The organism is Pedobacter miscanthi (genome assembly GCF_032678605.1).
Taxonomy (GTDB): domain Bacteria; phylum Bacteroidota; class Bacteroidia; order Sphingobacteriales; family Sphingobacteriaceae; genus Pedobacter; species Pedobacter miscanthi_A.
On the sequence record NZ_JAVTSU010000011.1, the window covers coordinates 181055 to 206560 of the forward strand.

Annotated in this window: 17 protein-coding genes and 1 tRNA gene; 6 read left to right on the forward strand and 12 right to left on the reverse strand. The window is 39.7% G+C overall.

Annotated features, from left to right (window positions below; genetic code table 11):
* Positions 1-9: 9 nt before the first annotated feature.
* The 3 genes from R2R28_RS17570 to R2R28_RS17580 all read right to left on the reverse strand — a co-directional run bounded on the left by R2R28_RS17570 (position 10) and on the right by R2R28_RS17580 (position 2612).
* The gene (locus R2R28_RS17570) at positions 10-651 is read right to left on the reverse strand and encodes a hypothetical protein (RefSeq protein WP_316826992.1); all 642 of its coding nucleotides are present in this window, start codon (positions 649-651) and stop codon (positions 10-12) included.
* 195 nt (positions 652-846) lie between these two features.
* Positions 847-1785, reverse strand: coding sequence for an NPP1 family protein (locus R2R28_RS17575; RefSeq protein WP_316826993.1), 939 nt, complete (start codon positions 1783-1785; stop codon positions 847-849).
* 257 nt (positions 1786-2042) lie between these two features.
* Positions 2043-2612: a porin family protein gene (locus tag R2R28_RS17580; RefSeq protein WP_316826994.1), complete on the reverse strand. Its 570-nt coding sequence runs from the start codon at positions 2610-2612 to the stop codon at positions 2043-2045.
* Positions 2613-2772: 160 nt separating this feature from the next.
* On the opposite strand from R2R28_RS17580, the gene R2R28_RS17585 reads away from it, so the two are divergent.
* The gene (locus tag R2R28_RS17585) at positions 2773-3189 is read left to right on the forward strand and encodes a hypothetical protein (protein WP_316826995.1); all 417 of its coding nucleotides are present in this window, start codon (positions 2773-2775) and stop codon (positions 3187-3189) included.
* Between the two features lie 2 nt (positions 3190-3191).
* Here the strand turns inward: R2R28_RS17585 and R2R28_RS17590 are convergent, their stop codons facing one another.
* From R2R28_RS17590 to R2R28_RS17620, 7 genes are all read right to left on the reverse strand, one after another.
* Positions 3192-3824: a hypothetical protein gene (locus R2R28_RS17590; RefSeq protein ID WP_316826996.1), complete on the reverse strand. Its 633-nt coding sequence runs from the start codon at positions 3822-3824 to the stop codon at positions 3192-3194.
* 381 nt (positions 3825-4205) lie between these two features.
* A complete protein-coding gene (locus R2R28_RS17595; RefSeq protein WP_316826997.1) occupies positions 4206-5093 on the reverse strand; it encodes a cation diffusion facilitator family transporter in 888 nt (295 codons plus the stop codon).
* Between the two features lie 794 nt (positions 5094-5887).
* A complete protein-coding gene (locus R2R28_RS17600; protein ID WP_025145012.1) occupies positions 5888-6067 on the reverse strand; it encodes a hypothetical protein in 180 nt (59 codons plus the stop codon).
* A gap of 201 nt (positions 6068-6268) precedes the next feature.
* Positions 6269-10318 carry a malto-oligosyltrehalose synthase gene (gene treY, locus R2R28_RS17605; protein WP_316826998.1) on the reverse strand — a complete coding sequence of 1350 codons (4050 nt, stop codon included), beginning with the start codon at positions 10316-10318 and terminating at the stop codon, positions 6269-6271.
* Entirely contained in the window at positions 10311-12188 is a 1878-nt protein-coding gene (gene treZ, locus R2R28_RS17610; RefSeq protein WP_316826999.1) for a malto-oligosyltrehalose trehalohydrolase, read from the reverse strand. The genes treY and treZ overlap by 8 nt, the downstream gene beginning before the upstream one ends.
* A gap of 271 nt (positions 12189-12459) precedes the next feature.
* Positions 12460-12533: transfer RNA gene (locus R2R28_RS17615), tRNA-Pro, on the reverse strand.
* A gap of 75 nt (positions 12534-12608) precedes the next feature.
* The gene (locus tag R2R28_RS17620) at positions 12609-12965 is read right to left on the reverse strand and encodes a helix-turn-helix domain-containing protein (protein ID WP_316827000.1); all 357 of its coding nucleotides are present in this window, start codon (positions 12963-12965) and stop codon (positions 12609-12611) included.
* A gap of 96 nt (positions 12966-13061) precedes the next feature.
* On the opposite strand from R2R28_RS17620, the gene R2R28_RS17625 reads away from it, so the two are divergent.
* Positions 13062-13592, forward strand: a complete 531-nt coding sequence (locus R2R28_RS17625; RefSeq protein ID WP_316827001.1) for an NAD(P)H-dependent oxidoreductase — start codon at positions 13062-13064, stop codon at positions 13590-13592.
* A gap of 328 nt (positions 13593-13920) precedes the next feature.
* On the opposite strand, the gene R2R28_RS17630 is transcribed toward R2R28_RS17625, so the two are convergent.
* Complete coding sequence (locus R2R28_RS17630) at positions 13921-14511, reverse strand: hypothetical protein (RefSeq protein ID WP_316827002.1); 591 nt, start codon at positions 14509-14511, stop codon at positions 13921-13923.
* A 954-nt stretch (positions 14512-15465) separates the two neighbouring features.
* Between R2R28_RS17630 and R2R28_RS17635 the strand changes: the two genes are divergently transcribed.
* From R2R28_RS17635 to R2R28_RS17650, 4 genes are read left to right on the forward strand one after another with little or no spacing between them, the layout of a single operon-like run.
* The gene (locus R2R28_RS17635; RefSeq protein WP_316827003.1) at positions 15466-18756 is read left to right on the forward strand and encodes a SusC/RagA family TonB-linked outer membrane protein; all 3291 of its coding nucleotides are present in this window, start codon (positions 15466-15468) and stop codon (positions 18754-18756) included.
* Between the two features lie 10 nt (positions 18757-18766).
* The gene (locus R2R28_RS17640; RefSeq protein ID WP_316827004.1) at positions 18767-20782 is read left to right on the forward strand and encodes a SusD/RagB family nutrient-binding outer membrane lipoprotein; all 2016 of its coding nucleotides are present in this window, start codon (positions 18767-18769) and stop codon (positions 20780-20782) included.
* Between the two features lies 1 nt (position 20783).
* Complete coding sequence (locus R2R28_RS17645) at positions 20784-22085, forward strand: glycoside hydrolase family 99-like domain-containing protein (RefSeq protein WP_316827005.1); 1302 nt, start codon at positions 20784-20786, stop codon at positions 22083-22085.
* 45 nt (positions 22086-22130) lie between these two features.
* On the forward strand, positions 22131-23594 hold the full coding sequence (locus R2R28_RS17650; protein ID WP_316827006.1) for a BACON domain-containing protein: 1464 nt from the start codon (positions 22131-22133) through the stop codon (positions 23592-23594).
* Between the two features lie 172 nt (positions 23595-23766).
* Here R2R28_RS17650 and R2R28_RS17655 read toward each other — a convergent pair whose 3' ends face one another.
* A complete protein-coding gene (locus tag R2R28_RS17655; protein WP_316827007.1) occupies positions 23767-25044 on the reverse strand; it encodes a glycoside hydrolase family 71/99-like protein in 1278 nt (425 codons plus the stop codon).
* Positions 25045-25506: the final 462 nt, after the last annotated feature.

The window sequence follows — 25506 nt, forward strand, 5'->3', positions numbered from 1 at the left end:
GCCGGCTTTTTACTCCGCCTCAGCAACATAATTTTTCTTAAATTCAATTTTGCTATCGGGTAGTTTTATTTTAGCTATGGATATTTCTATAGAGATGGCTGGATGAGGTTTACGGGCAAGTTCTGAAATGTGGAGGGTAATTTGCCTGATACTTTTTAATGCGGCAAAATATCGCCTGTCTAATTCTTTAATCATTTGCAGATCACGTTTTTTTAACCCATAGGCTAAGTTCGACTGCTCACCGTAATATTGTTGAATCAGATCGAGTTTCGTCATTTTATCAGAGAGGGAACTTAAAGCTAACGGCGATAGTGTAATGCCTTTAATGCCAGCAATTTTGTTCTCTATAACACTGTAATCGAGTCCGTTAAAAGATATTGTAACCACTGATGCGCTATTCATTACCGATACGACTTTGGGGTATGGCATTTTTGGATTGAAACCATTTTTGATCAGTATTTTATTAAATTGAAACCTTTGAGCCAGCATTGCTTCAATCAGCTGGCTGCCATTAATTTTTTCACCAACTTTAAACTGATTCAGTGTATTTAAGCTGGAGTTTTGGGTGATTAAATTTTTATTTGAATTACAGCCCGTGCAACATGCCACGAACAGGGTAATCCAAAGTGAGAGAGAAACCGCGTTTTTCATTTAGAAATAATTATGAAAACGCAAATTATGAAATAAGAATCAGTTTACATTAATCATTTATATGTATTATTTATCACACAGATAGTCACATATTTTGTTTAATAATTAGAATAGGGAGATCTTTGAATTATCACCTGTTATTCAAAGACCTCTCTATTTCAGAGCTGCTGATGACACCTCTATACCTGTAATTTTTTAATTTATACTCCCAATCTGGGTGCCTTCAGGGAAGTCGCTCTGGCTACAGCCATCACTCCCCGTAATACCGGCATTGCCGCTACACGAAGAGAAACTCCAATAAGCCCTGTAACGGTATAATGGCCCTTTGCCAATGCCACCAAAGTTACCATTGAAACTGAATTGCGCTATGTTACAGTTGATTTCAATCAGGCTATTGTTCCAGGTGATGACTTCATCGGCACTTCCATTAGGATTTCTGTAATCGCCATAATAGCTGCAATCGTAACCCGGGAAAGAGATGCTGTTTCCGAAATGGTACGAGCCATGAGCCTTTTTACCTACAAAAACCGGCGGACGGGTTCCTGCGGCAATGTTTCTATAATCTTTAGTATACCAGCCACTGTGCTGAAAATAAGTTACAGTAACAATGCGGTTGGTTTGCGTATTTACCTGTACTACAACATGTTCCCAATCGTAATCGTGCCCACCGAGGTTGGCAAAACAGGTTGTCTGGGTTTTATAAGTCCACCAGAAATCGATAAATACCTTGTTCGGATCGTTGGGATGTTGCTGAACTTCGTAATAACTTGGAAAAGTTTTGCTTCTTGGTGCCGTACGGTTAACCATTACCAGCGTTCCATTACAAACGATGCTGTTAGGGTCGGTGCTGGCCCAAATGTCTTCCACGGTAGTGGGGTAATCGGGTGCTGCACGATCGAACTTTAAAATTGGGGAGAATGTCCAGGCGAGGTTAAAAGCCGTGTTTCCGGTAATTTTAGAACTGCTTTCCTGGCAATCTGCACACATAAACTGTGCACCGGTACGGTTTGCTTCTACCATACTTGTTGTAGTTGGCCTGCCAGTACCTACAGGTTCAACTTTTTCTGCTTTCTTACACTGGCTCAACGACATAGCTAGCGCTACCATTGCCATTAATAGGATTTTTGTTTTCATAGTTTTTGGTTAGAATGTGATTTTTTTATTAAAGATTAACAAAAAATCAAAAAATCCCATAGATGATAATATCAAAATGATGGATAATACCTGCATTTCATTTATAAATCGATCTGATGACTATATAAACTAAGTTTGTACGTGCAAAAAGAATAAGATGAATAACTATGCAACTACTTTAAACATGAAAAAATCTTTTAGGCCACCAGTTAAGCCTAAAAGATTTTTATAATTGAATTTTAACTAAAAAATATGGTTTAGAATATTTTAAATCCAACTGATAAGTTAAATAAACCGGTTTTTTCGTTAAGTGCTTTGTTAATTTTGGTTAAACCCCTGCTGTATCTGGCGTCAATGGTCATATTACCAATATCAACACCAGCATTGATTACACCACCCACATTAAACTTTTTGTAATCGAAACCAACTGGTCCTTTCGCATCGTTAAGGGTATAATTCACATCCGGACCAGCAGAAACCCTAAAGTTTAACGCTTCGGTATTGATAATTTTATACCCTACCATCAATGGTAAATTTACCTGATGAAATTTAGGGGTATAGGTATTTGTAGCATATACGTACGAACTTTTAAAACTAACATAATTTAATTCTGGCTGAAAATACACAGCCTTACCTACCCTGGCAAATGCCCCGAAGTTATAACCAACTTTTCCTTTTTTATCGGTAATGCTTTTTAAACTTGTGGGTAATGTGGCATAGTTTAAACCTGCCTTTAAGCCAAATGTAAGGTCAGCTTCCTGCGCTTTCACCGCAAAAGTGGTAATCAACATTACTGCAACTAATAAATAAAACCTGATTGTTTTCATAATTTTTGTTTTGAATAATTAATATTGTTTTTGTGTTTTGATAGTATGACAGCGACATCCGGCTTTACCCCTACGTGAGTGAAAAATATTTTAGCAAATGAAAAAAAATCACTATTTTGAACTCAATCATCTTATCAATCACTACCTAAAATATCCCCACATGAAAACTTTATTTATTTTGTTATTTGTATCTATCGGCATTCATACTTATGCCCAAAACAAACCAGCTTTAGATCAACGATTGATTGGAAAATGGAAGGCGATATCTAAGATTGAAATTGATAAAACCAATGGAGTTGTTACTGAAAACGATAAAGAACTGTATAAAGCAGGAGAAAAAACATATGAGTTTACCAAAAAGAATACCATTATTATTACACAGGGATTTGGTAAACACCGGGAAGAGTTACCCGCTGTAAGCGATGGCAACAAACTGTTTATAGGCAAATCGAATAAACACAAAACGCCTTATCTAGTAACTGTTCAGCAAAACAAAATTACGCTGCTTAAAACTGAAACAAAGACTAAAAAGGGCAAAACCATTGTAGAAACGGAAGAAGTGCTTTTACAGCGATAGCTTTATTTTATCGTGGTCGTTATTGATATGCCCATTTGCGGCACATAACCGGCCCTGAACATATTTACGATTGATTTTGGAGTTAATACTTTAACCTGATGCAAATCGGGTAGTAGAATGCCTTTGTTGTAACCGGCAGGCGTCCACAAATGCAACTGGCTATTTTTTAGCAAATAAGGCTGATCCTGAATAATGACAAAAGTACCGTCAGGAAGATCAGTAAATTTTTCTTGGTAAGTAACTTTGGTTTTATGGGTGTTCATTCTTTCCTGGTGGAGAATATTATCTATTTCAGCAACCGGGGTTTTTAAATCAAATCCATATTCCGGATTTCCTTTTAACCAATAAGTTTTAAACCGCTGGTGATCTTCATAACGGCACTGAAAACAAGGCCGATGACCAGCTGAAAATGCGGTGGCTTCATCAAAAAAGAATAGCTCTGTCCAACGGTTAGGCTGCATTACCTTTCTGTGCCTCCCCCTAAACACCAGGGCACAGGTAATCCATGCTTTAATTTTATAAAAGCGAACGATTTCCTGTTTCCCGTTATGCAATACACCACGATTTCCCAACCAAGTACCACGGTAAGGCGTTCTGATGATTTCTCCGGATGGGTTTACCCTGTTTTGAAGCATGGAATTAAGTTATCAAATGATAACGAGAATATAAAACTAATTTAAATAAAGAAGGTAGCTATTAACAGGTGACTAAGTGGGATTACTATAATCAATTTATCATATTGGTTAATTTAAGATTAAGTTGGGTAATTAATCATTGCTCGACCGAAAAATGTGTCTTATTAGCCAATATAAATGGAATCTCCAGCAAATACAGGCAACGCTAACGAATCCTTTTTTGGCAGACACAACTGGCTCCGGTAGCTATCGGATGACAAAGCGCTTTGGTACTTTGGCGCTCCAAAACACAACGACATAGCACGCAAGAAAATTTTATAATTAATTGTGTTAACACATAGGATAAATCGGCAGGAATTAGGTATTGACCATTAATAAATCTTAATCATGATGCCCTGAAGGCTCGATATGGATTAAAATATTGCCAAGTTCGGGGATATGATGGTGCAAAGTATCCTGTAGTTTATGTGCGAGCTCGTGCCCTGCCCTAACGGAAAGATTACCATCAACCAGGGCATGCAGGTCGACATGGTATTTCATGCCCGATTTACGGATAAAACATTTTTCGGTACCTGAAATTCCCTGAACAGTAATTGAAACCTTTCTGATTTCTTCAATGATATCTTCGTAAAGGTTTTCGTCCATAATTTCGCCCAGGGCTGGTCTGAAAATGTGGTAACAGTTGTAAAGGATAAAACCCGCAGCAAATAGGGCCGACCAATCATCAGCAGCTTCATAACCTTTTCCCATAAATAAAGCCACAGAGATTCCGATAAAGGCCGCAACTGAGGTGATGGCATCGCTCCTATGGTGCCAGGCATCTGCCTTTAAGGAAGAACTATTGGTTTCTTTACTTCTTTTCATCACCAAGCGGAAGGAAATTTCTTTCCAGATGATAATTGCACCAAGGATAAACAGGGTAAAGGGCTTAGGCAAGCCATGGGGCGTTTGGATATTCTCAATGCTTTCGTAAGCAATAATAGTGGCTGAAGTAATTAAAAAGCCAACCACTAAAAAGGTGATTAAGGGTTCTGCCCTGCCATGGCCATAAGGATGATTTTCATCAGCAGGACGGCTGGAGTATTTAATGCCAAAAAGAACCAGGGCGGAAGAAAAAATATCTGCTGTTGATTCAATGGCATCTGCAATGAGGGCATACGAATTACCAAAAATCCCGGCAGCGCCTTTAATCAGCGCTAAAGAGGTATTGCCAATGATACTGAAGTAAGTTGCCTTTATTGCTATTTGCTCGTTTGTTGCTTCTGCCATTTTTATACCCCGTAATAAATTAAGGAAGCAAAAGTAAATAAATTATAAGCGCAGATGCATCAATAAGGCACAAAAAAAGGCAAACATTTTCATGTTCGCCCTTTCCTTTGCTTAAAGTCATCACAAGTTAAACAAATCCTACTTACATAAACGGACAGACAATCAAATTCATGTGCAACAAAATTAATACTATCCTTTAATAGTCGTTTATCTTAAGTGGTGATTGTAATTGACATTAGTCAAAAAAATATTCCCAATAAGGGTATAAAATTTTCGGTTGGTATTTTTGAATTACCAGTTTTAAGTATCGCATAATGCAGTTTTCGGTTTTGAAGTTGGCAATTGGGATACCGCAGTAGTCAAAACAGGCGAGCAGGATACATGTTAAGGGATCAAAATCTGCGTTTCAATCTGTGTAATCTGCGGAAACAGATAGCGGACATTATAAGTTTAAATACGAAGTTATAATTTAACCATGTAAGACATATGAGAGATATATAAGCTTAGTATAACTGTGATATGGTTTTCTCTTGTTTGTATTACTAGTGGTGCGTGAGGACACGAACCACGGGATTAATTCTGCGTTTTAACCTGTGTAATCTACAGGAACAAATAGCGAAGGATAATTGTGATATGGTTTTCCCTTGTTTGTATCTACTAGTGGTGCGTGAGGACACAAACCACGGGAACTGTGGCTGCGACTAGTGGTGAGCTAGGATACGAACCACTGCGTACTTTAAACAAAAAAGCTCCCGGTATATACCAGGAGCTTTATATGCTAAAATGCGGTTCAATTATTTTGCAGTATTTTTCTTATCAGTAACCTCAGCTCTGATCTCTTGAGCCAATACTTTTAAATCTTGCATTGCTTTACGTACACGTGTACCTGCTGCAGCGTTACCACCATCATAAAATTTAGCTACATCAGCTTCAACTGAAGCGATAACTTCCTGTACTTGTTTGAATTTGTCCATAATTGTTTTTAATTGGGATCTTTTACGATCCTGGTTATCATTTTATTTTCTTTCCGTATGCAAATCACGGGCCGCAAAACTAAACAATTCTATTAAAAAACAATATCTGGATGCAAAAGAAAGGCGTTTTTACCCTTTTTTACTGATTTTTTTTGTTCTTATCCTAAAACTGAGCCTGCTCTACCCTTTTCATGCTATCATTTAAATACCTCTACCATACATCTCTGTCTGTTTTTTAAGCCACTTTTTTATCAACAGATTTAATATTCCGGGTTTTAAACGCCACAACCAGTTATGGTTTATGCTGCCTGGCGTATTCATCCTGGCATCTTCGCCCAGGCTTAAAATATCCTGAACAGGTAGAATAGCCGTTTTAGCAATAGAAGCATAAGCCATTCTCAGAATTACTCCATTTACATTCTTTTCGTTTACGTTAATGCCTGAGTAAAGGTTTAACCTTTCTTTAGCCTTAGCGTTCATTTCATTTTGAAACCAACCTATAATGGTGTTATTATCATGCGTACCACTATATACAATGGTATTAACCGTATCGAAATTATGTGGAATGTGGGGTGAAACCAGGAGATCATCTCCAAATGAGAACTGAAGCACTTTCATCCCGGGAAACCCAAGTATATTACGTAAACCTTCAACGTCTTCAGAAATCTCCCCCAGGTCTTCGGCAATAAAGGGCATGGTACCTAATTCGTTTTTAATGGTTTTAAAAAAATGTTTTCCTGGTCCATTCACCCATTTACCACCTGTAGCGTCCTCGTCTCCTGCCGGAATTTCCCAATAGGAAGCAAAAGCCCTGAAATGATCCAGGCGGAGCAGATCAAAAAGTTCTGTATTTTTCTTCAGGCGTTTGATCCACCAGGTATATCCCGCAGCTTTCATATTTTCCCAGTTAAAAACCGGCATACCCCAAAGCTGCCCCTTTTCGTTAAAATAATCGGGCGGAACACCCGCAACTTTTTCAGGATTTAGATCTGCATCAAGTTTAAAAAGTTCTGGATTTGCCCAAACTTCAACAGAATCTCGGTCTACATAAAAAGGAAGATCGCCAATAATCTCCACCCCTTTGTTGTTGGCATATTGTTTTAACTGTATCCATTGCCTGTAAAAAACAAATTGTTGCCATTTAATTTCATCGATCTCTTTTGCATTGGCTTTGATAAAGCCAGCAATGGTTTTATTGTCGTTTTTCTTGTAAGCATCAGGCCAATGGTACCATTCTAAATGCTGGTGATGGTGCTTGATGGCTACATAAACCGCAAAATCATTAAGCCAGTCTTTTTCTCTTTTACAGAAATCCTGATACTGCTTTTGCAAAGCTGTATCACTAGTTTTTAAAAAACGTTGATAGGCCTGATATAATAATTCAGCTTTAGATTGCTCAACCACTTTAAAATCCACCTGATCATTAAAAGGAAGCATTCTGTACTCCAATTCATTTTCAGTAAGGAGTTTATCTTCGGCTAAGTATTCGGGACTGATCAATAATATATTGCCTGCCATGGCCGAATTGCTGGAGTAAGGCGAATGTCCATTTTCTGCCTTTGTTGGATTAAGTGGTAAAATTTGCCAGTAACGTTGCCGGGTATCAGAAAGAAAATCGACAAATTGTTTGGCAGCAGGTCCAAGGTCGCCAATTCCAAACGCGGATGGTAGAGCGGTAATGTGCATTAAAATACCTGCTGATCGCTCAGGCTTTTTAGATTGGAGTGCAATTACGGCCAAAGGAATTTCGGTAAACAATTGACTGATCTGAATACCTTCATCTAAAAAGTCTTTTGCCGCTGTCTGATCTGATAACAAATTGCGCCAGCTACCCGGGGCATTCTTAGGTAGTAAAATTCCTGTATCCAGCCAATCAAATGTTTTATCGGCAATAGAATCAGTGAGTGATGCCAAACCCAATGGAACAGCCACTATAAGCCATTGATGATCCAGTTTGCGGGCGAAAGCAAAAACATTTTTATGGTATTTACCTTTAAGGGTTAAAGGTATATAATCTCCATTTTCAAAAACCTGGTGGTATTCTTTCCTAACGTTTAGCAATGTTTTGGTGAGCCATAGTTTTATTTTACCTGAATAACGCTCCTGCCAAAGGCTTTTAAGTGTTGAGTTTTGCAACTCGTTTATAAAACCTGCTCTTTTCTGGTAATCTACCGGCCTGCGGTTATCAGGATCAACCAGGCTTAAATCCCAAAGCGCTGTGCCCTGGTAAATATCAGGAATACCGGGACAGGTAAATTTTAGCAGCAACTGGGATAAACTGTTTACAATGGCAAAATCAGCTATCTCTGCTAAAAAGGAAGTTAATATTTGATAGCCTTTACCTTCGGGATTAATCAATAGCCGGGCAAATTCCTTCAATTTATTTTCATAATCCTCATCAGGCTCAGCCCAGTCTGAACGTTTTTTAGCCTCTCGCAGTGCCTTTTCTATGTATTGTCCCAATCGGTCATCAATATCATCCTCTTCTTCACCTGGCATGGTTAGTGCGCCCAAAATGGTTTGCATGATCAGGTAAATATCATTCTGATGCAACCATTTAAATGATGGAGTTTTTTCCTGCAGGGAAGCGGTTAACTTTAACAGTTCACGAACAACCTTAATCCAGCGGTCTGGGATATCGCTGAGCACATTTAACCTGGCGCGCACATCTTCTCCTTTTTTGGTATCGTGTGTGGAACTTGCATTTATCGATAACGGCCAGTTTACCTGTCTTTGAAGCATGTTTTGATGAAATTCTTCAACGCTTAAGCCAAAGGCATCTGCAGCATCACCAACCTCGCTGTGCCCAACAAAACGGTTATAGGTAAACATCAGCGTATCTTCTACTCCCTTAGCCATTAATGGCCCGGTAAACTGCATGCAACGCTGGTAAAAAGCCTGCAGTTTTTGACAATAAATTTTATCTTTTTTGTGTGGATTAACCAGCAAAACCTCTTCCAGCAGTTTACCTGCCCCGCTTAATCTGGTATTGGCAATGATCGGAAGCAATAACGCCTGAAGTTTTGATGAATCTTCCGGAGCTAAGGGGAAATGATAATGGTAGTAACGGTAAACAGGCATCCGGATCAGCATTTCGCCGAGTGCCTGCTTTATTTTTTCACCGCCAATAGCAAGTATCTGTTTTTTAGCTATTAAATCTGAATTGATCAACAGGTTAAAAAGGTTATCCAGTTCTCCATGCATGTGCCCATAAAGTATAGCCGTTTTCTTTTCGTGCACCAATTTTTCTGCATCAAGCTTTTTACCCGTTACCTCCTGATAAAGTTGATTAAATGGTTTTTTAGCTTCTTTATTGGTAAACAGGTTATTGCTCATGGCCAGAAAATCGTAACCGGTATTTCCCTGTGCTTCCCATTCGGCTGGCATTTGTTCTTTTTCGGCCAAAATCTTCTCTACCACTACATACACATTATTACCTACCTGTTTTCTTAACCGATTGAGGTAAGCTTCAGGATCGTAAAGCCCGTCAATATGATCGATCCTTAAACCCTGAAATATTCCCTTTTCTACTAGTTTAAAAATGTATTGATGGTAGGTTTCGAAAACTTCGGGATGCTGAATATTTAAACAAATCAGGCTGTTAACTGTAAAAAACCGTCTGTAATTGATCTTTGAATCGGTTTCCTGCCAGTTACAAAGGCGATAATGCTGTAAACCGATCAGGTTTGTTAAAAGATCGGGGTTTTTATTGATCTCATCCGGCTGATGTTTTTGAATGAATTTTAAACCTTCAAGATTGATTGGCCAATTGCTTTCGCCATAACTTAAGGCATAATCCCGGGTTGTTTTAAGCACTATTATGGCTGAATTGGAAATGACAGTTTCTAAATCCGCACCCAAAAAAGGAACCATTAATTTCCCGGTAAAATCGATATCAAAAAAGGCAGCATATTTAGACTTTTTGCCATTTCTCAGCACATCCATCAGCCAGGTATTGTTGTGATGGAAAGCCATGTGGTTGGGCACAATATCCTGCAACCAGCTTATTCCTGCAGCTTTCAGCTTTTTATGAATCGCAAACAGCTCTTTTTCTGTTCCAATTTCGGGATTGATTTTTAAAGGATTAACAACATCATAGCCGTGGGTACTTCCGGGTGATGCTTCGAAAATAGGTGAAGCATACAGGGTTTCTATCCCTAATTTTTTAAGGTAGGGAATGATCAGATCAAGCGACTTAAAGTTGAATTCGTGATTAAACTGGATACGGTAGGTAGATTGGGGTTTATACATGGTCGCTTGTAAAAATTAAAATAGATTCGGGCTTAATGGTAATCAGCCCCTGATCAGAAAATGATGGCATTTCTTTATTTGCTCCTCCCCATTGTACATCTGCTGAATGGAGCAAAACTTGCCAGTTGGATAAATTTGGTAAAGAAAGCTGCTGTTCCTGAGCGGAAAAGTTCATTAAACTGGTAATTTTTTGCTTATCGTGCCATCGGTTCAGGATTAAACAATTTTGTTCCTTTATGGCTTCTGCTTTTACCTGGTGACGGTTTAAATTGTTTAATGTATGATTGTTTTTTCTTAGCGCAATTAAGGTTTTATAATAAGTTAATAATGTTTTTTGTTTGGGCTCATTTAAACTATCCCAATTCAGTTTGGAGCGATTAAAAGTTGCCTCACTTTGCGGGTCGGGTGTATCTGCGGCATGATGGAAGGCCTTAAATTCGGCTTTCCTGCCTTTTCTAACTGCTTCTACCAATTGTTTATCGGTATGACTGATAAAAAACTGGAAGGGATTTTCTTCCCCGTACTCTTCGCCCATAAAAATAAGCGGCAAATATGGACTGCAGAAAACTGCGCCAGCAAGAAGTTTCAACATTTCGAAACTCATTAAGCTGCTGGTTCTTTCGCCAAGCATCCGGTTACCTACCTGATCGTGGTTTTGAGAGAAAACAATAAACTGTTCGCCGTTATTGCCTTTAGCTGCCGTTCCAAATGTTTTTCGCCGGTGTGGTGAGTATTGCCCATCATATACATAAGCGGTTTCGTATGATTTAGCCAGGTGTTCTATTCCATTAAAATCCGCATAATAACCATTCTTTTCTTGTCCGGCTGTTACACGTAAGGCATGATGAAATTCATCAATCCATTGTCCATCCATACCATAGCCCCCTTTATTTAAATGATTGATGTAACGGTTATCATTCAGATCAAGTTCTACAAAAAGGTGGTGAACTCTGTCAGTTGAGACAGAAAGCCGATCGGTGTATTTTTTAATTTCGGCGAGGATATGCACAGCTCCAAAATCTTTGATGGCATGTACAGCATCGAGCCTGAGGGCATCTATATGAAAATCCCTGAACCACATCAAAACATTTTCAATAAAATAATGACGGACAGGATCTGAATCTGCATCATCAAAATTAATGGCCTGCCCCCATGGTGTATGGTGCTGATTGGTAAAATATGGGCCGAAATCGTTAAAATAATTACCTTCTGGTCCCATGTGATTATAAACCACATCCAGTATCACTGCAAGGCCTCTGTTATGGCAGGCATTTACCAAATGTTGTAAAGCCTCGGGACCGCCATAGCTATTTTGGACGGCAAAAGGAAAAACACCATCGTAGCCCCAGTTCCTTTCGCCAGGAAACTGAGCAACAGGCATGATTTCGATAGCGGTAATACCTAACTGGAGCAAATAATCAAGTTTAGCCTCAATTGACTGGAAAATACCTTCAGGCGTAAATGTTCCGGTGTGGAGTTCGTAAATAATATAGTCTTGTTGAGCGGGTCCTTTCCAACTCTGATCTGTCCAGCTAAAACTGTTAACATTAAAAGCAGTTGAATTCTCCCCGATTCCATTTTCAAAGAATAATGCAGCAGGATCGGCCCCAAAGATTTTTGATGGATTTGAGGTATATTTTTCTTTCTTTTTCTCATTCCACATTTCAAAGCCATAGTGATCACCGGCTTTTATCTCATCGGTTCGGATAAACCAATAACCTGATTCCTGTTCGGCCATCAGCAAAGAAGATGTTAATCTATCGCTTACCAGCCATACTTTTGAAGCATAAGGTGCCCAGAGCCGTATTGTTGCGCTGTTATCTTCTAAAAAATTTAAACCTATTGTGCGTCGGCTGGTATCTATTTGCATCACTTTATCGTCTGAAACTGTTTTTCGATGTTGTTTTTACTTAGAAAAGCAGTATTTGATGCAAAAAGTTTTGGGTATCGTAAAAAAGATATAAACCTGAAGTTATTCTGGAAATTTAGCTATTTGGTTTTGAAAAGCCTTTAGCAGTTAAAATGAGATTTTTCCCGTTTTTGAACAGAAATCGGACGATATCCTGCACCTGAATGCCGTGAGATGGATAATTTTTGATTGGTATATATTAACTTATTAGAGGATTTTGGCGGAATTTTAGTCGGGATGAGAAGATTCGAACTTCCGACCTCCAGCACCCCATGCTGGCGCGATACCTGGCTACGCTACATCCCGTATTAAACTGTAAATAATTTACAAAGATAATATCCGGCCGAAAAAAATCAAGCCGAAATTAAATAGATAGTTATTTCAATTCAGTGTTTTGTGTTTTTCGCCCCAGCTTTCAAGTAGTTTTAGAATAGGTTTAAGTTCATAACCTATTGGCGTTAATTCGTATTCTACTTTTGGTGGTACTTCTGCATAAACGGTGCGGGTAATAATTTTATTCTCTGCAAGCTTACGCAATTGCAGGGTCAGCATCCTTTCGGTAATGTTAGGAAGGAGCTTTTTAAGTTCACCGAACCTGAGTTTTCCGTTAATTAACCAGGAGCAGATTACAATGGCCCATTGTCCGCCGATAATATGGGCTGCATACACTTCCGGACATTCATCTGCCAATGCTTGCTTATTAGCGAAATTTGTGGAGGTTTCTTTGATTTTAGACATTACTTACATTTTTTATAGTACCCTACAATTGGTTGCTAATGTACATTTTTTAGGTAACCTGTTTTAATTTTGCATCGTAATTTTAAAAGCATTATCATGAAAACACTCGTAATAGTTACCCATCCGGATATGAAAAATTCTATTGTTAACAAGAGATGGGTGGAGGAACTCCGTAAATTCCCTGATCAGTTTCATATTCATCAATTATATCAGGCTTACCCTGATGAAAAAATCGATGTAATTGCAGAGCAAAAGTTAATGGAGCAATATGATAAAATTGTGTTTCAATTCCCTTACTATTGGTTTAACGCACCTGCAATGCTTAAGAAATGGCTGGATGAGGTATTAACCCATGGATGGGCTTATGGCAGTAAAAGCGGTTATAAACTGGAGGGGAAGAAAATTGCCCTGGCCATTTCGCTGGGTGTAAACGAACAGGAACTTAATACCAACGGAATATATAAATATCCATTAACAGAACTTATTCGCCCTTTCGAACTATCATTCGAATATGTAAAAGCACATTACAAGCCACATTTTGCTTATTACGATATTGAATACAATTCTTCTGATGAATGGATTGAAAAAAGTGTACCATTATATCTGGATTTTTTGGATACACTATAAAATACTGTCTTTTGCCTTTTCAGAAGAAGTTATCTATCACAGAGGGTGAAATTAGTCGTCATTTCTATCCGATAGCCATCGGATGGGGTGTAGTCGCGATGTTAAGTCGGGAAGAAATCATTAAACTAAGTTAAAAGATTTCTTCCCAAACCTTCGGGATCGAAATAAAGATACTTCAGTCCATTTAACGGAAAAGTCCTGAAACCCCTACCCCCCAACTGGCCATGCACTGCGAATGAAAACATAGGAATGCTGCGCCCAATATTAATGGATATTTAAAATCCTCAGCTGTTTGTATTTTTCAAAAGTAATAGCAATAAGGTTTTAGTTATTTAACAACAGCCTCTAACAAAGATTTGTCGCTGGTAAAACGGATATTATCGATTTTCATTTCCTGAGGGGTCGTATTTTCATTTTGGTTATAAAGTAAAATCCTGAAATAATTGATTGCAGATAAATTAGGGGTTTCACGAACATCTTTAAATAAACTCAAAGGAACAATTATATTATTCCACCCGGTAACCAATTTTATCGAACCGATTTTTAGTCCGCCAAATACATAACCATACGAATCTTTATCTGCCAAGCCGCCGCTTGAAATGGCAATCTGTCCGTTTCCGTTTAACAATTCAGGTTTTTCTACAAAAAGCGAAAATGCAATGTAACCGTTATCCCTGGTTACACCGGTATCAAATGCCTCGCTATAAATTCTTCTCAACCTTTCTGCTTTATAACCATTTGCACTAACAGCATAAGTTCCTTCCTTGCGGTCTTCACTTAATTTTGGTACACTTCCATTGCTGAACCATTGGTTGGGCTGCTTGCCTAAGGATTCACAAAGATCTAAAACCTGTACTTTCTGGGCATTTGCATAAGAACATGCGGCCAGCAGTAACATTGTGCTAACAATTTTTTTCATAACGTTTATATTTGGTTTGGTTTAGTGCAGCCTGCCTATTATAGGCACTGCTTTACTAAATTCTGTTCTTCTGATTAATAAAAACCTAATAATAGATTAATATCATTTCTACCTGCTCATTTCTTTCTCACAGTTCAGTCATCGGTATAAGAAGTATAATTTAAACACAGATAAAAAATCCATGGTTATCTTTGTACATCCGTGGTTAAAAACCCTTAACCTAGTGTACATGGCCACAATAAGCGATAAAACAGGAATACACATGTTTTTGGTTGCAGAAACGCCTGTAGAGAGCTGAATTTAGTAATTGTATTATTATACTTTTTTGGTATTCAGTTTGCTTTTACCCATTCCCATAGGCAGCAAAACAATATTTATAGGTCAAATCATTCCATCAACGCGTTTACTATCAAATTGCAGGTCGATTTTAGCGTTTATAATCGCATCAAAAACAGAAATAATACATAAATCCTGTTTTTTCACCCTCCAAGGCCTGATATATTAATGCTTTATTATCATTTCATTAATGGTTGGCAACGTAATTTATAAAAGATTAAAGCATAACGATGCACTGATCCTGATAAGCTAACCAAATATTTAACCTGTTAACCCTAACACTGTATGATGAAATAATACTTTCAATCCGGGCAACACCTATACAAACTATTTTGATGCGGATAGCCCGTTAATTACCACATTAACAACAACCGAACATCCTGGAAATAACCGGACAGGCAGTTCTGCTTTTAACCAAATAAACTAAATTCATGAGCATTATTAAACGATTTATCTTAAAGCGGCATGGCTGCTTTACACCTATGCCTGCGTCTTCAGGATTACCGCAGCAAACAACCCGCCTGATTACCCCATATCAATGCTTTACAGATTTGATGGGTACAATATCCAACATCAGCACAGCTCCCTTTAACCCGAGTATTTTTAAAACCCAATGAAATGAAGATAAAACTTTATAAATATTACCTGCTGCTGGTGCTTACTGTTTTTTTTATGACAGCAAATAGCCAAAACAAGCAGCTTAACATTAAGGGCGCCGTATTGGATAAAACCAACCAGCCTATTGTGGGCGTTTCTATAAGTATAGTGGGTGCAGTTAACGCAAAGAGTACCTTAACAGACCAGAATGGTAATTTTAAAATTACTACCGCTCCTAATACTACCCTGAGGGTAAGCTATATGGGCTTTGTTACTCAGCAGATCACTGTCAGATCAGAAACAGAGTTAAGGATTATTTTACTCGATGATACCAAAAGCCTCAGTGAGGTGGTAATTACCGCAATGGGCATTAAACAAGATGCCAAATCACTTGCTTACGCCCGTCAGAGTATCGATGTATCCTCTATGACAGATGCAAGGGGAAGCAGTCTGCTTGATATGTTATCAGGAAAGGCCGCCGGTATGCAAATCGTCTCAGGCGGTGGTCCTGGCGCTTCAACCAGGGTTGTCATCAGGGGTAACAATTCCCTTACGGGAAACAATCAGCCTTTATTTGTAATCGATGGTATTCCGGTATTGAATAATTCCGGAGAGAATGGTGACCTTGATTTTGGCAGTCCTGTTAACAGCATTAGCCCTGATGAGATTGAAAATGTAGAGATCCTAAAAGGTGCCAATGCCGCCGCGCTTTACGGATCGGATGCGGCAAACGGAGTGGTTTTGATTACGACCAAAAAAGCCGGCAGAAAGCAGGGACTGGGAATCAGCTATGGTTTTAACATGATGCTTGGAAATTTATATAATTTCCCTACCCTGCAAAACATCTATGGGGCCGGCCAAACGGGTCAGTTTAAAAGAGAAGGTATTAATTATTTTGGAAACTCGGGTAACGGGGTGAGTTTCGATCCCAATCTCCCTTATGGGATCTGGAACCCAAACATGGGTAACCAGGATCAGCGCTCATGGGGTATGCCCATGCTGGGATTCGATGTTGTGGGTAGAAACGGAAAAGTAAAACAATACATCCCCCAGCCCGGAACCATCGAGAGCATGTATAAAACCTCTAATGCGATTACCAACAGTTTTTCTATTGATAAACTGACAGATGCCATGAGTTTCAGGCTTTCCTACACCGGGCAGAGTGCTGATGATATCCTTGAAAAATTCAATTTATTCGACAGGCACAACTTTAACATCAGGAGTACAGCCAAGATTACAGACTATCTGGACCTTGATGCGAACATCAGGTACACTTATGAGAATATGGATAACAGGGGATTTCGCAACAGCTCTAACCGAAACCCATTGTACGTAATTGCAAACCTGCCAAGAGATGCTTCATACGAAGAACTTGTGCCCTGGAAACAAAATGGTGGTACACCGTTTAATTTTAACGGCTTTACAAATCCGTACTGGCTGTTAAACGAAACATCCAACCAGGATAGCAAAAACTTTTTAAATGCAAACCTGACGGCAAACATCAGGCTTAACCAACTGTTAAGGCTGAGGCTTACTGCAGCAACCGATCTACAGCAATCAAAGGGTTGGGATTTTACCAATCTTTACACTCCTTTTGATATAGATGGCGAATATTACAAATGGAGTAGAATCTCTACAAACAACAATTTTAACGCCTTACTCTCTTTTAATAAAAAAATCAACAACGATTTTAACCTGAACTCCAATTTTGGCGCATCACTACAAACCGTAAAGGCCGATAGGATGTCATCCAGGGCTTTTATGCTCATCACACCCGATTTAAACAGCCTTGCCAATGCAAAAGGCATTATCGGCGCGGTGGAAGAACCTGAAGCAAAAAACAAACAGGCGCTTTTTGGTATGGCTAATTTAGGTTATAAAAACTGGGCATTTTTAGAGGCCACCGCCCGTAACGAATGGTCGAGTACGCTACCTTCAGCCAACAATTCTTATTTCTATTATTCGTTAGGGAGCAGCATTGTTGTGACAGATGCTTTTAAAATAAACAAAAAAATACTTTCCTACCTGAAACTTCGAGGCTCTTTTGCCCAGGTAGGTAATGATACTGGCTTCGACAGGCTGTATAGCGGGTACTTCCGGAATGAAAACGGTTCCTTTTTAGGGATCCCTTTCTTTACAGGTGAAGAAGTGTTAAAAAACGACAGGCTTAAACCCGAGCAAACACGCTCCTGGGAATTTGGCTCAGAAATAAAACTCTGGAATGGAAGGGTTAATGCTGATGTTACCTATTATAGCAAAAGCACCAAAAACCAGATTGTAGAAGCCGATGCAATATCAGCCAGCGGATACCGCAGGGAGATTTTAAATGCAGGGGAAATTCAAAATTCGGGCATAGAAGTAAGCCTGAACATCACGCCGGTTAAAACAGCAAAATTTAGCTGGAGCACCACATTTAACTGGTCTAAAAACAGATCAGAAGTAGTTTCGCTGGTTGATGGTATCACCAGGTATGAGATGGGCAGCGGAGACAACATCAGGCTTTATGCCGAAGTGGGAAAACCCTATGGCGTTTTTTACGGTAACGATTACAAGAGAAATGCCGATGGTGCAATTTATGTTGGTGTGGATGGAAAGCCAAAATTCCTCCCCGATCAGTATTTAGGTTCCATACAACCAAACTGGTTTGGAGGATGGCAAAACACCTTCAGAATCGGCCCGGTTGATGTAGGATTTATGTTCGATTTCCAGTCGGGAGGAAAAGTATGGTCTTACACTGCATTTAGGGGCGGTATTGACGGAAATACGGTACAATCTTTAGATGGCCGGTATGACGACCTGATATCACAGCTGATTTTAGGCGAAAATACAGATGAACGCAGGGGATTTCTTCAGCCGGGAAATACAGTTAAACCCGGCGCCGATTACCTGCAGAATTATGTACGCTACCCCGATGGTTCCCGTCCGAAAGGCGTTCAGCTGGGCAATACCGTGTACGATCCTTCAGTTGGCGCTTTCTGGGCAGATAAACCTTCAATGGCATGGGTATCTCCAATGGATCACTGGACCCACAACAGTGCTTCGAGCGCGGCCAGGTACATCTACGATGCTTCTTATATCAAATTACGTGAAGTTACCGTTGGGTACAGCCTAAAAAGCACCTGGTTTAAAAAGACACCGATAAAAAGTGCCCGTGTTGCCCTTGTAGGAAGAAACCTCGCCATATTATTCCAAAATACACCAAAAGGCCTCGATCCGCAAGCTACTTCTACAACTGGTAATGCACAGGGTTTCGAACGTGGATTTAGTTTACCTATGTCTACCTGGGGATTTGATGCCAAACTATCATTTTAAAAATACGACGATGAAAAAAATAACATACCTATTCGCTTTCATTTTCCTTTGTGCGGCTTTCCAAAGTTGTACCAAGGATTTTGAAGAAATTAATACCAATAAGAACAAAGTTTATAACGTGGATGTCAACGATATTTTCGCTGGGACAGTATCCCGTACGATGAGGCTTATCCAGGACCTGAATTATAACAAACTGATCAATTTTTCCAGGTATGCCGTGGTTGGCTTTGCCACTAACCCCTCGCAGGATATTGGCGATAACTATTTTAACCAGTTTTATGTGGGTATTATCCGTGATGTGCTTAAAATGGAAAAAGAATACGCAGGCAAACCAGAATTTGCCAACCGTTTGGCCATGGTTAAAACCTGGAAATCGTACCTGTTTTATATGATGGCATCGATGTATGGAAGTATCCCCATGAGCCAGGCACTGGCCGATAGCGAACAAAGTAAAAGGGAATATACCTACGATACCGAACTGGAAATTTACACACAGATACTCAAAGACCTGAAAGATGCAAGTGCGATGTATAAAGTATCATCTGCTTATCCAAATGACCTTTTAATGCGTGATCCTGTTTTTGGCGGAAGTGCTTTCGGAAAGTCGGACATTTTAAAATGGCAGAAATTTACCAATACCCTTCGCCTGAATATTGCCCTGCATGCACAGAACTTATCAATGGATTTAGCCAGAACACATGCTGCTGAAGCAATGGCTGATGATGCTAAACTAATTTCTTCTCTTGATGACATGGTTAAACTGCAATGGGGATCAGACGAATCCATGAGTGCATCGTATTATTATACCAGGTTTATTAAAAATGCAACCAATTTCAGCGAGATGACCTACCCTGCGCTGGGAGAATATTTTGCGATTTACCTTTTTTCTTACAAAGATCCCCGGCTGGGCGCCTATAGCCTGAAAGGTAACCAGCTTTCGCCGATAAAAGTAAAACCTTTTCTATATACCGATACACTAACCAGAAAACACCTCAACTTTTGCACAAAAACAGAATGCCCTAATTTTGTACTGCACCAGGCTGATGGATTGAATAACTTAAGAAGCGATTCTGTGCTGGTTGATTATTCTATGCCCTATGTACCACTTACTGAACTGAACAGCCTGGCAGCTGGCTGGGAATGGGCGTTTATACCGGGGAAGGACTTTCGTTATAACGACCCCTTGGCGAGCAGGAACAGCCCTTACAACCTCTCTTTTGTACATACCGATTTTGTAAAAGAGAATGCCAATATGATCCTGCTAAACTGGGCCGACAGTTATTTTCTTAAAGCCGAAGCTGAAATGCTTTTTGGCTCAGAGGCGAAGGCCATGCAAAATTATGAATCGGGCGTGCGGGCCTCTTTTGCGCAATATAACCTGGGTGGTGCAGATGAATATCTTGCCCAGAATGGAGTAAAATGGAATACCGATGGAAAGGGTTATGCAGATAGAAGGTTACTCTATCGTGCTAATATCCGGGGCAAAGGAGGTAAAGATAATCACCTGGAGCAGATTTATAAACAAAGATACATCGCCGATTATTTAAATGCGCTTGAAGGCTGGAACCTGGAACGCAGAACGCGTGTATTACGTTTCCCTCCATTTTTTGCCAATGGCGGTGCCAGCGATGTAGAAGGGTACAACTCAGCCTATAATTACTGGACAGAACGTTTTGTATATCCCATTGTAGAACAGAGTAAAAACCGGGAAGCCTATTATAAAGGCATTGAAAACCTAAAAGCAGCGAGTCCTTTTTACAGAGGCGACAGATGGGGAGACAATGTTTACACTACCCTTGGATTTGCAAAACTGAACCCCGACCTCATTTTTGCAGAACAGCTTTATGGCGGTACTAAACGCATCAGGCCAAACTGTGAATATTTCAATAAAAAATACGGCAAAACCTATGAAGAGGTTGTAGCAACTGCAAAAAGCATGACCGGAGAACCGAACGACAACCTGGCCCTGACGAAAGCTTTTGATTATTCATTCAGACAGCTTCTGATTACCTACATCCCTAAATAAAATGAAAAAGATTATCCATATAGCAATAATCATGAAGAAAATAATGATCAAAATCCCGGTAATGGGATTGTTATTAGCAACACTGGCCATTTCCTGTAAAAAAGATACAGGCCCATCAATAGACGATTATCCTTTAAATTATGAGATCCCAAAGGTACCGGTAACCAGTAACATACCGGTGGGCGCCTACATTTATGAACCCTCAGGGATATTGATCACTGATGAGATCAAATGGACCAGGATAACCGAAAAACATGATGCAGCTGCCGGAAAAATAGGTCCTTATGTAAGGCCTGAACTAGGCCGTTATGAGCTAAGGCCAACAGAAGCCGGGGCGTTGAATATGTCAAAAATCGTAGAATGGGCTAAATCAGCCAAAATCGACTTTTTAATCAGCCCTGCAATGAAAGAAAATGCCGGTGCCATGTTTCCCAATAACCTTAACGGTACGGATTCATTAACCATCAATATGCTGGCCGAACATAATTTCAACCTTCCATCGGTAAACATGGGCGAAATGAAATATGCCATGTCGGTTGATATCAATAACTTCAGCAGCGGCTTAAGTAATAACCTATTGCTTGAAACTGCCCCGGCTACTGTATACAACATCAACGGGCAAAACATATCAGTGAGTCGCGAAGAACGGCTTTATAGTTTTCTGAGACGCATTTCGCTTTATTTTAAAGATGAAACCTATTACCATTTTCAGGGGAAGCCGGTACTGGTGTTTTTGGGTGCAGACAGATTGTACACGCAGGACAGTAAAAAAGTATACGACAATATCCGTAAGGTGATAAAGGAACAGACCGGAAAAGATGTATATATCATTGCCCGGCAGCCACAGTGGACCCCATCTGCACGTTTTGAGTATTTCTTTACACAAGGCAAGGCTGATGCAGTTACCATGGATAATATGTGTAATGTGGGCAGCGGCGTAACAGGTTGGGACAGAATGTATCTGCTAAACCGTTTGATTAACGAAAATTATAAGCTGAATAAAGAATACTTATCCAAAAATTTCGGCATTGATTTTATTCCATCGGTTTCTCCATCCTATACAGCCAATATAAACAATGCCACGCCCGACTATAACTACCCTGCAGTGAGAAAAAAAGAAGCAGAATTTAGGGAACGCTGCAATGTGGCAAAAATGAACCTGGGCAACAACCGTATGGTACTTGTAGAATCGTTTAACAACTGGCAATGGGATTCGCAGATAGAGCCGACCGCATCAGATTACGGCGAAGGTTATGGTACAAAATACCTGGACATTGTACGCGATGAGTTTAAAGTAAAATAAGCCTTTGGCCCAATTAACCCTATTCAATTAGTTTGATAAGAAAATATGAAAAGAACATTGATATCCGGTTTGGCAATGCTAATGATTGTCCTCACCAATTGTTCAAAAGATAAAAACCAGGCACCTGTTAAACCCACCCTGATCATCGAAAGAGATGTGTATGAATATTTAAACACAAATAAAACAGGCAATTTCGCTGTTTCTATCTCTGATAACAGCGAATGGGACATAGAAACCCTGACCACGCAAAGCTGGATCAGCGTAGCAAAAAAGGGAGGCCAGGTAGAGCTCACCATGGAAGAAAACCAGAGTTTGTACGAAAGAGTAGCCAAAATAAAAGTGACCAGTGCAGATAAACTCCTGAGCAAGATTGTTGTGGTTAAACAACATGGAAACACCCCAACCATTATTGTAGACAAGCCTACACTAAAACTTAATAATCCGGCAGACAACGGCATTGTCACCATCAACAGTAATATGAACTGGTCGCTTAGCTCTGATGCAGACTGGTTAAGCTGGGAGGTAAAAGGTGGTGAGGTAAAGCTAATCGCAACAGCTAATCCTCAGGCTGGTGAGCGTACCGCAGTGGTAATCATCAATGCAGAATCGCCTGTTTTTAATAAATCCATCACCGTTACCCAAAAAGGAACGATTGAATTCGATGTAGATAAAAAGAACCTTCAATTTAGCCGTGATGGGGGTAATGAAGTGATTACCATTGAAACCAATCAACAATGGACCTACACCATCAGCCCGACAACAACCTGGTTTACTGTTCAGCGGGATGGAAATAAGTTAACGGTATTAACGGTTAAAAATAATTTTGTTGACCTCAGTGGAACCATTACCATTAGCTATGGCCTTATAAATGTTGTTATCCAGGTAAAACAGACGGGAATTGCGATTGGAACAGAACTCGACAGACAAGTGCTGATCGCCATATATGAGAAAATGGGCGGCGCCAACTGGTCGGGTACGAAATGGAACATTAATGCTCCATTAGAGGAAGCCACAGTAACGACAAACTGGAACGGTATAACGGTAGCTAAAGTGAATGGTGTAGATCGGGTAACCAGGATAAACCTGGCAGCGAGAAACCTTAAAGGCCCGATACCACCTGCTATAGGTTATTTAAGCGAACTGATCTTAATTGATATGAACAACAACAACCAGCAGCTAACCGGTACGATCCCGCCATCAATGGGCAACCTGAGAAAACTGACCAGTTTAACCCTGAGCCGATCTGGTTTAACGGGAACCATTCCTGTAGAATTTGCCAATCTGACTACGTTAAACCTGCTTCAAATGCATACTTCAAACTTTACAGGGCCTATACCGGAGAATGTTTTCAGCAAAATGCCCAACCTGACTTCATTGGAATTAAAGCTCAATAATTTCACCGGAAATATCCCGGCAGATATGTTAAGCCATCCAAAGTTTGCCAATTGGAATGCGGCCGCTAATCTATGTCCGCAAAATGCAGGCTTTGGTTTTACCAAATGTCCTTAACTGATTCATCTGTTTCTTTAAAAAACATCTTTTAAGGCGCGTATAAAAACACAAAGGCCTGTGAAGCAATTTCACAGGCCTTTTGTTTATCATCAATTTATATATCCGCTGGTTTAATTGTTTATTGCGATAATGTGTTTTCCAGGGAAAATTTCAGGATTTTGTGTTTCCCTTATTTCCGCAGAGGCATTTTAACCGTGAGGGGTTTTTCCGCACGCAACATTTTTGCAGCCTCACCTGTTAACCATAAATAATGATCGGAGGGCATACCATCCATGCCGATAAATGAAGTTTTTGTGCTCAACGGTGGTTTATCTGTTGCCTTAAAAATAGCAGTTGCTTCATTTACCTCATCAAACATTGCCACATAAAGCATATCTGCACCGCTAAGTAAAGCAGTCGAAATCTGTTGCCAATAAAAACGTCCACCCTGCCTTGGGATTGAACCTACTGGTTTAACATCATCAGGAAATTCATATCTGCTTAAATTATGCCAGCTAAATCCCGGCGTTACACATGGTACATAATCAATATGGTGAGCACGGCACCATTTCATATCATCCATCAAATCATCCCTAAAACGGTCCATATCGTTGTGGAGCAATGGCGTATAACGTTGTACCGACCATGGCAAAACAATATCGGATTTGGCAATCAGCTCATGGAGGTAAGGATCGCTGATGCAATCGCCTTTCAGTTCGCGCCACGAATTGGGAACACCCAGCATTACCGCACAACCTCCGTATACAGGGTCGTTTTTCAAAAAATCGATCAGGCGCTCTATCCCGATATTGCGGATATTGTACGGCCGGTCTGGAAAACCCACGCCCCAGATGGCCACAATCGGTTTTCCATGATGTTGTAAGTAAGTATTGAGCCCTTTCGGGTTCGTCAATTTCAACTCGTCAACCAGGTATTTCCAGTCTTCAATAATGGCCGAACAATCTTCATCTTTCGCCGCCAATCCGGAAAGATCGTACATTACTGCGATGGCCCGTTTATATTTAGAAGCGGCTTCCGAAGCATTTTTTAAAATCAGTGCACCATCCCCTTTTCGGACCTTCTCTTTGGCATTGCTAAAAAAACGTTGCATAAAAACGCCATCAACCCCATAATCCTGCATCCATTTAAAATGAAGGTCTACTGTGCTTTTATCATAGGAACTAAAAAAAAGGGCCTTCTCTCCGCTGGCCAATGTAAATGGTGTTGGATAGGTTTTGGCATACTCGGTTACATCAGGCCACATATCAATCCCCGTTTTATCTTCGTTTCCATAAGCATAGTGTTTGGATGATGAACCATCTCCCTCAGCCCTGAACCAGCCCTGGTAACCGGCCATAATCAGGTGTTTATAGCTTGGATAAGCTGTTTGTTTCTGGTGTCTGTTTTGCGCCTTGCAAAAGGAAATACCGGCAGTTATTAACAGGATGATGGTAAGATACTTTTTCATATAAAGATAATGGTTTAAAATTTTTAGTTAATTGTTTTGAGGTATCATGCCTGGCATTCATTCGAAAAAAAAATATACAATAGCATCTATTTGGTTAGCGTTATGGCCCCAAACTTATCCCGGGTAGATTAATAAAACTTTAAAAAAAGATTAATCAGAACAAACGATCTTAAATAAGCAGGCTTTTGTTACCATTTCGGCAAAATGCAGTGTTATTTCGATCGTGATGTAATAAAAATTCATCAACATACTGTCTAATTACGAAAATTCTGAAAAAAAAATAAGTTGATAACCCATGCGATGAAAAAACTAAAAATATTAATATAATTAATCTGTTTATTCCCTTTAAAAGGATTAATTTCACCAATTGAACCTGTTTGATTTTGCATTGAAAAGATATTTGAAAAATTACCCTTCCAACAATTTCATCCCTCATTACAATTGATTTTTTTTCATAACCAA